12 protein-coding genes and 1 tRNA gene are annotated in these 14,284 nt (G+C 42.6%); all 13 read left to right on the plus strand.

Going from position 1 to position 14,284, the window contains the following annotated elements:
• Positions 1-12: 12 nt before the first annotated feature.
• Positions 13-3,492, plus strand: a complete 3,480-nt coding sequence (locus DESME_RS05120; protein WP_006717957.1) for a DNA polymerase III subunit alpha — start codon at positions 13-15, stop codon at positions 3,490-3,492.
• 18 nt (positions 3,493-3,510) lie between these two features.
• On the plus strand, positions 3,511-3,999 hold the full coding sequence (gene coaD, locus DESME_RS05125) for a pantetheine-phosphate adenylyltransferase (RefSeq protein ID WP_006717955.1): 489 nt from the start codon (positions 3,511-3,513) through the stop codon (positions 3,997-3,999).
• Positions 4,000-4,171: 172 nt separating this feature from the next.
• Positions 4,172-4,372: a hypothetical protein gene (locus DESME_RS05130; protein ID WP_006717952.1), complete on the plus strand. Its 201-nt coding sequence runs from the start codon at positions 4,172-4,174 to the stop codon at positions 4,370-4,372.
• Between the two features lie 7 nt (positions 4,373-4,379).
• Complete coding sequence (gene accD, locus DESME_RS05135) at positions 4,380-5,288, plus strand: acetyl-CoA carboxylase, carboxyltransferase subunit beta (protein ID WP_006717950.1); 909 nt, start codon at positions 4,380-4,382, stop codon at positions 5,286-5,288.
• A complete protein-coding gene (locus tag DESME_RS05140; protein ID WP_006717948.1) occupies positions 5,272-6,354 on the plus strand; it encodes an acetyl-CoA carboxylase carboxyltransferase subunit alpha in 1,083 nt (360 codons plus the stop codon). Before accD ends, DESME_RS05140 begins: the two co-directional genes overlap by 17 nt.
• A gap of 49 nt (positions 6,355-6,403) precedes the next feature.
• Positions 6,404-6,490, plus strand: a tRNA-Leu gene (locus DESME_RS05145).
• Between the two features lie 93 nt (positions 6,491-6,583).
• Positions 6,584-7,498 (plus strand): DMT family transporter, encoded by a 915-nt coding sequence (locus tag DESME_RS05150; RefSeq protein ID WP_006717945.1) that lies wholly within the window; start codon positions 6,584-6,586, stop codon positions 7,496-7,498.
• A gap of 261 nt (positions 7,499-7,759) precedes the next feature.
• Complete coding sequence (locus tag DESME_RS05155) at positions 7,760-8,689, plus strand: 1,4-dihydroxy-2-naphthoate polyprenyltransferase (RefSeq protein WP_006717942.1); 930 nt, start codon at positions 7,760-7,762, stop codon at positions 8,687-8,689.
• Positions 8,690-8,998: 309 nt separating this feature from the next.
• Positions 8,999-10,258, plus strand: coding sequence for a BaiN/RdsA family NAD(P)/FAD-dependent oxidoreductase (locus DESME_RS05160; RefSeq protein ID WP_006717940.1), 1,260 nt, complete (start codon positions 8,999-9,001; stop codon positions 10,256-10,258).
• A 3-nt stretch (positions 10,259-10,261) separates the two neighbouring features.
• A complete protein-coding gene (locus DESME_RS05165; protein ID WP_006717938.1) occupies positions 10,262-11,638 on the plus strand; it encodes a sodium-dependent transporter in 1,377 nt (458 codons plus the stop codon).
• A gap of 54 nt (positions 11,639-11,692) precedes the next feature.
• Positions 11,693-12,331, plus strand: coding sequence for a hypothetical protein (locus tag DESME_RS05170; RefSeq protein WP_006717937.1), 639 nt, complete (start codon positions 11,693-11,695; stop codon positions 12,329-12,331).
• 34 nt (positions 12,332-12,365) lie between these two features.
• A complete protein-coding gene (locus tag DESME_RS05175; protein ID WP_006717935.1) occupies positions 12,366-13,682 on the plus strand; it encodes a DUF2157 domain-containing protein in 1,317 nt (438 codons plus the stop codon).
• Positions 13,679-14,248: a GDYXXLXY domain-containing protein gene (locus tag DESME_RS05180; protein ID WP_006717933.1), complete on the plus strand. Its 570-nt coding sequence runs from the start codon at positions 13,679-13,681 to the stop codon at positions 14,246-14,248. Before DESME_RS05175 ends, DESME_RS05180 begins: the two co-directional genes overlap by 4 nt.
• Positions 14,249-14,284 lie beyond the last annotated feature (36 nt).

Consider the following 14,284-nt stretch of genomic DNA (forward strand, 5'->3'; position numbering starts at 1 on the left):
GGAGAGAAAACGATGTTTACCCACTTACATGTCCACACAGAATACAGTTTGCTCGATGGTGCCGCCCGGATTGATAAAGTTGTAAAACGGGCAATGGAACTCGGGATGACGTCTTTAGCTATAACCGATCATGGCGTGATGTATGGTGTGATCGACTTTTATAAAGCATGTCACAAAGTGGGAATCAAGCCGATCATTGGGTGTGAGGTTTATGTTGCTCCGCATGGACGGAAGGAACGTATTCCGGGCAGAGATGATAAAAACCGTCACCTGGTCTTACTTGCGGAAAATGAGGAGGGCTATCATAATATTGTCCGTTTGGTGACCCTTGCCCAGGTGGAAGGCTTTTATTATAAGCCCCGTGTAGATAAAGCCTTGTTAAAGGAATATAGTAGCGGCATAATCGCGCTTAGTGCGTGTTTGGCAGGAGAAGTTTCAGAGTATCTTTTAGGGAATCAATATGAAAGTGCTTGTAAGGCAGCTTTAGAGTATCAAGAAATTTTTGGAAAGGGAAATTTCTACTTAGAAATCCAAGATCACGGGATTGAGGAGCAGCGTCGGGTTAATGCAGGCATGTATAAAGTTCATAAGGAGACAGGAATCCCCTTAGTAGCGACGAACGATGTTCACTATATCAAACAGGAAGATGCGTTTGTCCAGGATGTACTCCTTTGCATTCAGACCGGAAAAAGCTTAACTGATGCTTCACGTATGAGTTTTTCCAGTCAAGAGTTTTTCTTGAAATCCGAACAAGAGATGAAACTACTTTTTGGGGAACACCCGGAAGCCCTCGAAAATACGGCACGGATTGCAGAACGTTGCCAGGTGGATTTTAAATTTGGGGACCACTATTTGCCTGTTTTCCAGGTTCCGGAGGGGTATACGCTCGATACCTTTTTACGCCAAGAATGTCTGGAAGCCTTCCCTAAGTATTATCCTGAGCAAACGGAGGAACAAAAAGAACGCTTGGAGTATGAACTTGGGGTTATCTCGCAAACAGGCTTTTCAGGATATTTTTTGATCGTTGCCGATTTTTGTCAGTATGCGCGTACGCATGGTGTAGCGGTGGGACCGGGTCGTGGGTCAGCGGCCGCAAGCATGGTCGCGTATCTCATGGAAATTACCACCGTTGAACCGTTGCAACATGATTTGCTTTTTGAACGTTTCCTTAATCCGGAACGAATCAGTATGCCGGATATCGATATTGATTTTGACCCTGAAGGGCGAGAGAGTGTCATCCATTACGTGACTGAAAAATATGGGGCAGATAAAGTCTGCCAAATTATTACCTTCGGAACGATGGGGGCTAAGGCTGCGATCCGTGATGTTGGGCGGGTCTTGGCGTTACCCTTGGCCCGGGTAGATAAAGTGGCCAAAGCGATTCCCAGCGATCTGGGAATGACTTTGGAGAAAGCGTTAACAGCATCTCCGGAATTGGTTAAGATGGTCGCTGAGGATCCCGAAATCAAACGCCTTTATGAGTTGTCTCAAGCGGTTGAAGGGATGCCACGTCACGCTTCAACTCATGCAGCGGGCGTTGTGATTGCGAAGAAACCCTTAATGAGCTATCTACCACTGCAAAAGACCTCAGACGGAAGTTTCCTCATGACCCAATTTCCGATGAAAACTGTAGAGGAAATTGGACTTTTAAAAATGGACTTTTTGGGCTTGCGAAACTTGACGATCCTCCAAGTTGCTCAGCGTATGATTGAAGAGACACGGGGTATTGAGTTAAATTTTCGGACTCTCCCCCTTGAAGATGAGGCAACTTATGAATTGCTTTCCACGGGGAATAGCACCGGCGTGTTTCAGCTCGAAAGTGGGGGTATGCGTGCTGTTCTAAAAGACTTAAAACCGACCTGTTTTGAGGACATTATTGCAGTGTTAGCCCTTTACCGTCCAGGCCCGATGGACCAAATTCCTGAGTTTATCCGACGTAAGCATGGGGGTAAAATTACCTATCTGCATCCTAAGCTTGAACCGATTCTGCGCTCAACCTACGGAATTATCGTCTACCAGGAACAGGTCATGCAGATTGCCCGAAATTTAGCAGGCTACTCACTGGGGCGAGCCGATTTGCTACGTCGGGCGATGGGAAAAAAGAAAAAAGAAATCATGGAAGAAGAGCGACAGAATTTTGTCCATGGGTTACAAAATGATACCGGAGAATGGATTATTCCCGGTGCGTTGCGGTTAGGACTCACAGAGCAAGAAGCCGGAGAGATCTTCGATTTGATGGCTAAGTTCGCAGAATATGGGTTCAATAAAGGTCATGCAACGGCTTATGCCGTAATTTCATATCAAACCGCCTTTTTAAAAGCTCATTATCCTCAAGAATTTACGGCTGCGCTACTGAGTACGGTCATGAATTCTTCAGATAAAGTATCCTTTTATATTCAAGAAGCCAAATCACTAGAGATTCAAGTCCTTCCACCGTCTGTGCAAAAAAGCGGAGTTGATTTCAGCATTGAAGGGGACGGTATCCGATTTGGGTTAGGGGCGATACGCAATGTGGGTGCAAATGTCGTTGAGAAAATTATTGAAGCACGTCAAGAAGGTGCCTTTACTTCTCTTTATGATTTTTGCATTCGGGTGGATAGCAAGGTATTAAATAAACGTGTTTTAGAAAGCTTATTAAGAGCAGGGGCTTTTAGCTCGCTCTGTGGCCGTGCTCAGGGCCTTTTAGGGTTAGACCGGGTTCTGGAAATGGCTCAGCAGCGACAAAAAGATAAAGAAAGTGGACAAATTTCTCTTTTCGATTTTGGTGATTCTGTGGATGAAGGCGTGACTCTGCAGGAGGTGCCAGAATTCCCAGAACGAGAAATACTTAATATGGAAAAAGAGTATTTAGGGCTCTATCTCTCCGGACATCCACTTTCAAGCGTTCAGGACAAGCTTAAAGCGGCCATTTCTTCTGATGTAATGACCTGTCTTGAGCTTGAAGAAGATCAGAGGGTTATTTTAGGTGGCTTAGTTACGGGATATAGAACGACTCTTACCAAAAAAGGGGAGATGATGGCTAGCTTTGTCCTTGAAGACTTGACTGGCACGATCGAAGTTCTCGTTTTTCCGCGTGTTTTTGCGCAAATATCGGGGCTAGGCGATGATCAAATCTCGATTATTGAAGGAAAATTCAATGTCCGCGAGGATGAAAAGAAACTTTTTGCTGAAAAAATTTATGATTTAGAGCATTTACCTGAGCATCGAACTTCGAAGGGTTATTTAAGTACGCCTACGATCCCAAATTCGAATGAAACGCTTACTCAAAGAAAGCTTTTTCTGAGATTTGCTCAGGAGGGTACCCCTCTTCTAGAACAAGTTCTATCCGTATTACAAAAGTATACGGGTCCTTGTCCAGTCTATTTTTTTTATGAGGAGAATAAGAAACTGATCCAAAGTAGACAAGAATATTGGGTGAAGGATTTAGAAGCGCTGATAGGAGATCTTGGCCAAATTTTAGGACAAGAGAATGTGGCGTGGAAGGTTAGTTGAGTTGAGGAGAAGTGAGATATGAATGTAAAGACAGCTATTTATCCAGGTACATTTGACCCCGTGACCAATGGTCACTTGGATATTCTAGTCAGAGCATCGGAGATTTTTGATGAAATTATTATAGCGGTCGCGGTCGATAGCCAAAAAAGTACGCTTTTTTCCCTTAACGAACGGGTGGCTTTTCTGGAAGAAGCGACGAAAGACTTAAAAGGGATAAGCGTCAAAGGCTTTGAGGGACTCACGATCGAATTCGCCAGGCAGTGCGGGGCAACCGCTATCATTCGTGGTTTGAGAGTTACAGGAGATTTTGAGTACGAATTACAACTTGCTTTGATGAACAAGAAACTCGCTCCAGATATTGAAACCATCTTTCTGATGACGAAGAGTGACTATTCCTTTATCAGTTCGAGTGCGATTCGTTGGGCAGCCAGTCTTAAAGGCGAAATTTCGGAATTTGTGCCTTCTCATGTCAAAAAGGCGCTATTAGAAAGATATCCACTCGATTGATCTATCATGCTCCTTTCTTGCAGAAACAAGGGTGACATGATATGATATTTCTTACAAACGTATGTTAGCTATTATTTTGTTAGCTGGTCATAATTATGAACTCAGTAACGGTTAGAACATATCCGTCCAAGTAGGGTATGTTTCTCTTTTTGAACAAGGAGGAATCAGTGTTATGTGGACCGTTATTTACATTGCACCAAATAGAGCTATTGCAGAGAAGTATAAGAAAAATTTAACGGATGAAGGGATGCTGGTTCAACTCAGACCCATTGGTTCAGCCCATTTGGGAGAGCATGCTTCTGTTGAAATTCTTGTTCCGGAATCGGAAGCAGAAGAAGCGCATGAAATTGTAACTAGCTTGATGGGGAGCTAGTTAGAGTATGTTCAAAGATATATTTCATAAAACAAAATATGTAACCATTCAATCCACGGAGCCAGTACAAAACCAACCCCAGAAATCCTCCGTCACCGCCTCAAGTCGGAAAGAAATCCCAGACGGTGTTTGGGTGAAGTGCCCAGAATGCGGGGAGACTCTCTATAAGAAAGCAGTATCAGAGAATCTCGAGGTTTGTCCACTCTGTAGTTATCATTTTCGAATCACTTCGCGGGAACGTTTAGAATCGATCGCTGATCCCGGAAGCTTCGAGGAATGGGATGTAGAAATCCATACGAATAATCCTTTAGAATTTCCTGGTTATGAAGAAAAACTGGCAAAAGCTGAAGAGAGCACGGATCAGACGGAATCCGTACTCACAGGAAGAGTGACCGTTGAGGGCCTTCCGGTTGTTTTGGCGCTCAATGAAGGAAACTTCATGATGGGGAGTATGGGTTCGGTGACAGGAGAGAAGATTACGCGGGCGATTGAACGCGCCATCGACCTACGTTTACCCGTGATCATATTTTCGACGTCTGGTGGAGCACGGATGCAGGAAGGCATTTTGTCCCTCTATCAAATGGCAAAAACAAGTGCTGCACTATCTCGCTTGTCCGAAAATCACTTGCTTTATATTTCCGTTATGACCGATCCTACATTTGGAGGAGTCACTGCAAGCTATGCTTCCTTGGGAGATATTCAGATTGCAGAACCAGGAGCACTGATTGGCTTTACTGGTCCACGCGTGATTAAACAAACCATGCGGCAAGAACTTCCTCCTGGAGCACAGACGGCTGAATTTAACCAAGAACATGGACTTATTGACCTCGTGGTTGAGCGCTCACAGATGCGTTCTGTTTTAGCTCGTTTGTTGCGTTATCATCAGGAAGGGGCAGATTATGGCACAACACTTTGAATTTGAAAAGCCAATTCTTGAACTCGAACAGAAAATAGCTGAACTGCAAGCATTTTCTCGAGAAAAAGAGATTGATTTGACCCAAGAGATATTTAAATTACAACATAAACTTATACGTCAGAGAAAAGAAATCTATAGTCATCTTGAACCTTGGCAAAAGGTGCAAATTGCTCGACATGCGGAACGACCTAACTTCTATGACTACGCGCCCTTGCTCTTTGAGGATTTCATCGAGCTAAAGGGGGATCGCTTTTTTGCCGATGATCATGCGATTGTCGGAGGTATTGCGAGTTTCCATGGGATTCCTGTGACGGTAGTGGCCCATGTCAAAGGGAAAGATACGAAGGAAAATATCCAGCGTAATTTTGGAATGCCTCATCCGGAAGGCTACCGTAAAGCCATGCGCTTAATGGATCAAGCGAATAAGTTTAATCGACCGATTCTGACGTTTATTGATACTCCCGGGGCAGCGTGCGATCTCGCGGCTGAAGAACGGGGTCAGGGTGAAGCAATTGCTCGTTGCTTAGAGGCCATGGCCGGTTATGGGGTACCGATTATCAGCACAGTCATTGGGGAAGGTGGCAGTGGTGGAGCGTTGGCTCTGGGTGTCGGAAACGTTGTTCTGATGCTGGAGAACTCGTTCTATTCTGTTATTGCTCCGGAAAGTTGTGCATCGATCCTTTGGAAGGATCCCAGCAAAGCGAAAGAGGCAGCTTCTTCTTTGAAGTTTACAGCTCAAGATCTGCTTTCGTTAGGGGTTGCTGATGGAATTCTGCGCGAACCCTTAGGGGGAGCTCATAAGAATGTCAAAAAAACGGCCGATGAGATCGCGAAAGGGATAGCACAACATCTGATTAAACTCCGAGAACAATCTCCCGAAGCATTAAAGCAACAACGCTATAAAAAGTTAAGAGCGATTGGGCAATTTGAAGTGCGAGCCAGTCAAGAAGCGACGGAGTGCTCTGAGGTCAGTGAGGTATCAGATATGCAAGAGTTGATTGGGGCGACTGAGGATGCTGAAGGCATGAAGCCAGCTGTGACATTTCAGGAAGAAGTACTTGACTAATTTTTTGAGAAATGATATTATAACACACGTCATCTGATTCGTAAGCTTTGCGAGTGTGGCGGAATCGGCAGACGCGATGGTCTCAAAAACCATTGGGTGAAAGCCCGTATCGGTTCAAGTCCGATCACTCGCACCATATATGATTTTAGAGAAGAGCCTGCGAGGGCTCTTTTTTATGTAACTTTCTACTCCATATCTTCTATTAACGAGATGAATAAGGATTGAATTTATGAAGATTACAAAACGAATGGCGAATATGGTGTTACTCTTGATTTCGGCACTTTGGGGTTCGGGTTTTGTCGTTACAAGAATGGCCTTGGATGCCAATGTCTCCGCAGGGTTTATTAACTTTGCGAGAGGATTAATTTTTGCTTTGTTGGTGCTCCTACTTTTTCATCAAAAAATCTTTCGAATGACCTTTAATGATTTTAAGATTGGGTTGATTGCTGGACTCCTCAATTTTGGAGGCTACATTGCGCAGACGGTAGGCGTGAAATATACGACCCCTTCTAACAATGCGTTTATTTCAGCAACTTATGTTGTCATAGTACCGTTTATGGCTTATCTTGCATTTAAGAAGTCTCTTAAGATTAAAAGTTTTATAGCGATAGCCTTTTGCTTATGGGGGATGGCAATACTTACGGGCATAATGAGGAGAGGGTTCGTGCTCAATATTGGTGACGTTTACTCCCTCATTTGTGCATTTTTTTATGCCGGTTCGATTACGTATATAAGTTATGGCGCGAGGGAAACGGATGCGACGATTGTTGCATTTATGTTGGCAATAGTACAAGCAATCGGTGGATTGGGATATTTTTTCATAGCCGATGGAGGTCAGCTCGTTAATGTGAATTGGCAAGCAGCAATTCTTCCGCTCCTCTATATGGGTGTGATGTGCTCCTTTGTTGCGCAGACGTTGCAGGTTATTGCTCAAAAACATACTTCAGCAACAACTGCAGGGCTGATTATGATGCTTGAGGGCCTTTTTGGAAGCCTATTTTCAGTTGCTTTCCGCTTTGAACCTTTTACCTCCAGCATGGCAGTGGGAGGTACCATAATTATGCTTGCTCTTATTTTGATGGAAGTGAATATTGAACAGTTGCGTAATAAAACTAGTCCGATCTCGGAAAAAAGAATTGAGTAAAGTGTTTCGGTTATTTGGAAAAAATGATTAAAAGTGATGCACAAATATATTGATGTAAGTATGAGTTGAGCATCATCTCATATTTTTACGAGGGAAATTAATGCTACTATACAATCCTTTAACGTTTGGGTAGAATATTAAGTAAGGCAAAAAAATATCTAAAAACGGATTCGATTCTATTCCCCAAAACCTGATGATAGATATGCAAGGTATATTGATGCAAATGAATGATGTATTAAATAAATAGAGGAGAAAAGAAATATGCAATTACAATATAATACTCAACAATCGCTTCCGAATACGCGGAGTTGGAAAGTTTGGTGGGAATTAATACGGCCACATACCTTAACTGCTGCTTTTGTCCCCGTTCTTCTGGGAACAATATTAGCCCTTCTCGAAGGTAAGTCGAATGGATTACTTTTTGCGGCAATGATGCTCGCTAGCATTCTCATTCAAGCGGCGACGAACCTTTTCAATGAATATTACGATTTTAAACGGGGTTTAGATACTGAAGAATCTATAGGTATTGGTGGGGGAATTGTCCGACATGGTATGACTCCCCAATTGATTATGAATCTTGCCTTAAGTATGTACGGGATCTCTCTTTTATTAGGGATCTATATCTGTGCTGCATCGTCCTGGTGGCTTGCAGCAGTTGGATTAGTGTGTATGTTAGTGGGTTACCTTTATACAGGAGGCCCACTGCCGATTTCGAGAACTCCTTTTGGAGAGCTGTTATCTGGTTTATTCATGGGCTTTTTGATTATTTTGATAGCCTTCTTTATTCAAACAGGATATGTCTCGAATATAGCTGTTCTTGTGGCTGTACCCAGTGGAATTTTGGTCGGCCTCATTAATCTCAGTAACAATCTTCGTGATCATGATGGAGATAAAGCCAATGGTCGTAAAACTCTTCCCATCGTACTTGGACCTAAGAAGGCAACTTACTTCATGGGAATTATGTTCTCGGTTTCTTATTTATGGGTTGTCGGACTCATTGTAACAAAGACTGCAACGCCGTGGATACTCCTAGTCTTTCTAAGCCTACCTAAAGCTGTTGCAGCAACCAAAGGGTTTGTGGGTAAAACTGAACCAATAACCATGATGCCAGCAATGAAGGCAACAGCACAAACAAATACCTTCTTTGGTTTTTTTATGGCCCTTGGATTATTTATTAGTTATCTAATGTAAATCTTGACCGCTTGCTAAGATGATTTAGAAATGACAGCAAAAAGACACGGGAATTCATATGAAATTCCCGTGTCTTTTTGCTGTCAATTGAATCGTGTTGATATTTCAATTCTCATTCTTTCTGTAATTTCCTGTTTTTAACTGGAGAAGAGTGGGTGCTTTTTGAGGAGGAACAGAGAATTTTGAAAAGAGAACGTATGATATAATACTTCTATGTATTAGTTAACAAGATTATCAATCAAATGACTTTCCTGAAATTTGAATAGTGTGTAGATTGGGTAGACTAGGTTTGACATAAGGGGGATTACAATGCCTAAAGGTGAACATATGAAGGTTGCTGTAGTTGGAGGAGGGGCAGCGGGTTTATTTGCTGCTGTGATAGCGGGCCAGAAAGGGGCACACGTGACTATTTTAGAGAAAAACCAGCGTGTGGGTAAGAAGATTTTAGCCACAGGTAATGGTCGATGTAATTTAACGAATATGGATATACATATCACTCATTTTCATGGCTCTAATCCTAAATTTGCGTATAGTGCCCTGCAGGAATTTGATAATTTTCAGGTTATCGATTTTTTTGAACACTTAGGGATTACCCATAAGGTGGAGGATGGAGGAAAGGTTTTTCCTTTTTCTAATCAGGCGTCGAGTGTATTAGATGTGCTTCGCTATGAGGTGGAGCAGTTAGGTATCGATACCCTGGTTGAAACGGAAGTGAAAGAGATTCGAAAAACATCCAAGGGCTTTGATATTTTCATGAAGGATGGAACTAAGTTTTTTGCACACCGCGTTATTCTTGCACCGGGTGGTAAAGCAGCCCCGAATTTAGGCTCTAATGGAAGTGGTTATACTTTAGCTGAAAAACTGGGCCACCATCTGATTGAACCCTTTCCGGCTCTCGTCCAGCTTAAGTTAGATGAGCCCTTTCTTAAACAAATTAAAGGAATTAAATTTGAAGGAGAGGCAGAGATTATCGTCAGGGAAAAGGTATTAGCTAAGGCACAAGGCGAAATTTTATTTACGGAGTATGGTATTTCGGGGCCGCCTATTTTCGATTTGAGTCGCACGGCCGCAGAGCAATTGAAGAGAAATCAAGAGGTATGGGTTAAGACCAGGATCATCAATCACTTATCCAAGGATGAACTTAGCAACTATGTGCTCAAACGTTGGCATGATAATCCTGAAAAAAATGTGTCCTTTAGTTTTGTAGGCTTTCTCAATAAACAACTCGTACCTGTATTACTCAAACAAGCGGGGATTGTTGACATTAATAAACCTGTGATACAATTGACCGCTCAGGAGAGAGAAAAAATCATAAATATCCTTCAAGATTGGCGCTTTAAGGTCATAGGCACGAACAGCTGGACTGCGGCGCAAGTTACCGCAGGGGGAATTGATGTTCGAGATATTAACCCGAATACGATGGAATCGAAGATAGTCCCCGGTCTTTTCTTTGCTGGAGAAATCTTGGATATTGATGGCGATTGTGGGGGATATAATCTGCAGTGGGCCTGGTCTTCGGGTTATGCGGCGGCAAAAAATGCGGTAATACCTTTGAGGAAGGATGAATAGGTGATGCAAGAAACGCAACACGATAAACTCCAACGTGAAGGATTTTCTAGTAGTTTAGGGGTAATTGCTGCCACCTTGGGTTCGGCAGTGGGTTTAGGTAACATCTGGAAGTTCCCGTATGTAACCGGTCAAAATGGGGGAGCAGCCTTTATCTTGATCTATCTGATTGCTACTCTGCTCATCAGTATGCCAGTCATGCTGTCAGAATTGATGATTGGACGGAAAACCAACGCGAATGCAGTGGGAGCACTTCGTAAATTAGCCCCGCAGGAACCCTGGTTTTTACTCGGAGTTTCAGGAGTTCTGAGTGCTTTTTTGATTATGGCCTTTTATACGGATGTAGCGGGTTGGGTATTTTCATATATTTTCAAAGCGGCAGTTGGAACGATTCACTCAACGAGTCCTGAACAAACTTATGCTGTTTTTCAGGGTTTAGTAAGTGGAGTAGGGGAACCTCTATTTTGGCAGATCTTTGTTCTCGTAGTTACGGGTACTATCATTATGTCCGGGGTTGCCAAAGGAATTGAGCGGGTGACTAAAATCTTAATGCCCGTTTTGTTTGTCCTACTCTTTATCGTTGATATCCGGTCTCTGATGTTACCCGGTGCCTCGGAAGGGTTGAAATTTTTGTTTGATCCGGATTTTAGCAAGATTAGTTTTAGCGTGGTGTTAGCAGCCTTAGGATTAGCATTCTTCAAGTTAAGTGTTGGGATGGGGACCATGACGACCTATGGCAGTTATATTGGGAAGGAAGAGGATCTTCCCCGAATAGCCCTTAAAGTGATGTTGTCAGATACTCTCGTTTCTATTATGGCGGGGATCGCAATCTTTCCCGCTGTTTTCGCTTTTGGATTTAAGCCAAATGACGGGCCTTCTCTTTTATTTATCACGATTCCCATGGTATTTAGTTCGATGCCTTTTGGACGTCCTTTTATGGTTCTATTCTTTATCCTTGTTGCAGTCGCAGCAACGGGAGCCATGCTTTCCTTGCTTGAAGTCCCGGTGGCCTATCTTGTAGAAGAGCACAAACTCACAAGACGTGTGGCGACGCTGGGAACGATTAGTGCGGTAGCTTTAGTGGGTTCGACGGCAACCTTGTCCACCAGCTTGCTCTCGGATGTGATGTTTTTTGGAAAGAATATGTTTGATTTTTATGATTTTCTGACGTCCAATATTTTGTTGCCCTTAGGGGGTATTTTCTTTGCTCTTTTTGTCGGCTGGCGTTGGGGATATCAAAGAATGTTTACTGAATTCAGCAATGATCGCCATTTAAAAAATGAGGGGTTTGCCAAGATTTATTTCTTTCTCGTTAAGTATGTTGCTCCCATTGCCATTATGCTTGTTCTTTTAGCTGGGTTAGGATTTTTAAAACTTAAATAATACAATGAAAAGTGCCCAACAAAAGAATATCAAACGAATGAGGTCGTGTGAAATATGACTACAAAGTCTTTATCTAATCTTGATTTATTTAAGATTTTAGATAAAACTACGAATCAATCGTATTATGGCTGCCACCAACTTTGGTATCCTAAAAAGTGGCAGCGCCTTTCAGGATGCGGACCCACTGTGGCGACAAATCTCTTTTTTTATCTCAGTCATAATCAAGCTTTGCTGGAGTTAGAAAAGGCCTCCAATAGTAAAGAAAATTGGATAGCTCTCATGGAGGAAATATGGGAGTATGTTACCCCGTCTATGCGAGGGGTTCATACAACCCAGATGTTTTATACCCCCTTGCGTGCTTTCATGGAATCTAAGGGACTAAATGTTGAGTATCGCTTTTTTAATATACCAAAAGAGAAATCTCAACGCCCTGAGTTCCATCAAATATTGAATTTTATCGACGAAGCACTAACCCAAGATGTTCCGATTGCCTTCCTTAATTTGGATAATGGTGAAGCGAAAAATCTGGATCGTTATCATTGGGTTACGCTCATTTCGCTTGAGTATACAGAGGATGGAACCCATTCTTTTGTAAACATTTTGGATGAAGGCCGGATTAAAAGAGTTGACCTATGCTTGTGGTTCCAAACGACAACCCTGGGTGGCGGATTCGTCTATTTTAAGATAAACTGAAGTTGCTATCGGAACGTTTGAAGGGAGGGCTTTTATGAAAGACCGAAATATCAAATGGCTTCATGAAGAGATACCGAAGTGGGTCGCCAAAGATGTGGTTAGTGAAGAAACTGGAATTAAAATCCAGAACTATTACGGTGAGGTTGAGGAACCCAATGGATTGAAGATGGCACTCGCAATTTTTGGAACTCTTGGAGCAGTTCTGATCGGGAGCGGGATTATTCTCTTGTTTGCTAAGAACTGGGATAATTTTTCGCTCACCTTACGAACGGTTCTGTCTTTGCTCCCCTTGATCCTCGCTCAAATACTGACAGGATGGGTTATCTTCACGGGGAAGAATTCACCCGCTTGGAGAGAGGGAACGGCGGTCTTTCTCTTTTTAATGATCGGCGCTTCGATTTCCTTGATCGGTCAGACATATCATATTCCCGGTGATACGCCACAGTTTATTTTGACATGGATCTTGCTTTCCCTTCCGATAATCTATCTATTAGAGGTGACAGTTCCCGCGATCCTCTATATTTTGGGAACTGTTATTTGGGCTGGGGTTACCCGTGGTGAAGGGGGATATACGTTCCTTTACTGGTTGCTCCTTGCTTTAGTTAGTGGCTTTTTGTATAAAATGTTCAAATATTGGAGATCTTCTAATCATTTCCTATTCTTAGAGCTGGCCTTGATCCTGAGTTTGTGTATTTCCTTAAGCATCGTTCTGGAGCAGGTGTTACCGGGAATTTGGATTATTGTATACAGTTGCTACTTTACGATTCTTTTCTTAATGGGCTGGATAGATTGGAAGCAATCTGAATCGGATTGGCAAAAACCGCTGCTTTTGATTGGGCTTATGGGTTCGCTGATTTTCTCGATCGTTCTTTCTTATAAAGGAATTTGGGAGCAGGTGGGTTGGAAATATTATGGCCAAGATTATTATCACAATACATTAAATGCAACTCAGGATTATATTTTAATGGCGTTAATGGGGGTAGGAGTAGGCTATCTGCTCAATAAATTTTTCAAGCAGAAAGATACGTTAGGACTGATTTTTTCCGCGTTACCGGTTCTTGCTATTTTGGGTTTCCTTCTTGCATCTTTTCAAGGGGCTGGCATATCCGATTTACTCTTCGATGCGTATTTGCTTATTTTGGGAATATTTATTGTCATTCGGGGTTTGAAAATTCATAGTCTGGGATTGACCAACGGTGGAATGCTCATTCTTGCCGTGCTTATTATATTGAGGTTTTTCGACAGTGGGCTGGGTTTTCTCGAAAAGGGAATCGCTTTTATCCTTGTAGGCTTAGGCTTTTTACTGGCCAATTATGTGTTGGTTAGACGCCAGAAAGGAGGAGAACAATGAAGAGAAATGTGAAAATGATCATCTTCATTGGTATGGTGATTCTCCAATTGGCTGTGCCAATCTCGATGATTCAGGATCATCAGTCAATCCTGCAACAAGGGCAACAATATAAATTTAAGGCAGCGCCGGTAGATCCTTATGATGCATTCATGGGGCGCTATCTTAATATTGATATTGAAGAACAGCGGGTACCGGTTGAGGATATTCAAAAATACCCGCCGGGAAGAACGGTCTATGCCACGCTTGAAAATAACGCTCAAGGCTATGTGGAGGTTTCCAGCATAAGCTTTAATCATCCAGCTAATGAGGCTTATTTTAAGACAAAGATTGCCTTTACCGAGGAGTTGAATTCTCAGTCGGGGAATGTTGTTCTGAAAATTCCTTTTAGCCGTTATTACATGCCTGAGGATCAAGCGCTAAACGCCGAAAAGGAACTCAATACACGTTTTATGGAAAGAATCAATGATGTATATATAACCGTTAGAATCCATAACGGAAAGGCTGTCATGGAAAGGGTTTATGTCGCGGGAAAAACAATCGAGGATTATCTGAAGGATAACCCTTAAAACAGAAAATTATAGGCATGTACTTCTTAGCGCCAG

The organism is Desulfitobacterium metallireducens DSM 15288 (assembly GCF_000231405.2).
GTDB lineage: Bacteria > Bacillota > Desulfitobacteriia > Desulfitobacteriales > Desulfitobacteriaceae > Desulfitobacterium_A > Desulfitobacterium_A metallireducens.

Excerpts from the sequence above, each read along its gene's own strand:
- DESME_RS05170 (WP_006717937.1), top strand. The coding sequence starts at position 11,693 with ATGACTACAAAGTCTTTATCTAATCTTGATTTATTTAAGATTTTAGAT.
- DESME_RS05180 (WP_006717933.1), top strand. The coding sequence starts at position 13,679 with ATGAAGAGAAATGTGAAAATGATCATCTTCATTGGTATGGTGATTCTC.
- DESME_RS05160 (WP_006717940.1), top strand. The coding sequence starts at position 8,999 with ATGCCTAAAGGTGAACATATGAAGGTTGCTGTAGTTGGAGGAGGGGCA.
- DESME_RS05165 (WP_006717938.1), top strand. The coding sequence starts at position 10,262 with ATGCAAGAAACGCAACACGATAAACTCCAACGTGAAGGATTTTCTAGT.
- DESME_RS05150 (WP_006717945.1), top strand. The coding sequence starts at position 6,584 with ATGAAGATTACAAAACGAATGGCGAATATGGTGTTACTCTTGATTTCG.
- DESME_RS05120 (WP_006717957.1), top strand. The coding sequence starts at position 13 with ATGTTTACCCACTTACATGTCCACACAGAATACAGTTTGCTCGATGGT.
- DESME_RS05130 (WP_006717952.1), top strand. The coding sequence starts at position 4,172 with ATGTGGACCGTTATTTACATTGCACCAAATAGAGCTATTGCAGAGAAG.
- coaD (WP_006717955.1), top strand. The coding sequence starts at position 3,511 with ATGAATGTAAAGACAGCTATTTATCCAGGTACATTTGACCCCGTGACC.
- DESME_RS05155 (WP_006717942.1), top strand. The coding sequence starts at position 7,760 with ATGCAATTACAATATAATACTCAACAATCGCTTCCGAATACGCGGAGT.
- accD (WP_006717950.1), top strand. The coding sequence starts at position 4,380 with ATGTTCAAAGATATATTTCATAAAACAAAATATGTAACCATTCAATCC.
- DESME_RS05140 (WP_006717948.1), top strand. The coding sequence starts at position 5,272 with ATGGCACAACACTTTGAATTTGAAAAGCCAATTCTTGAACTCGAACAG.
- DESME_RS05175 (WP_006717935.1), top strand. The coding sequence starts at position 12,366 with ATGAAAGACCGAAATATCAAATGGCTTCATGAAGAGATACCGAAGTGG.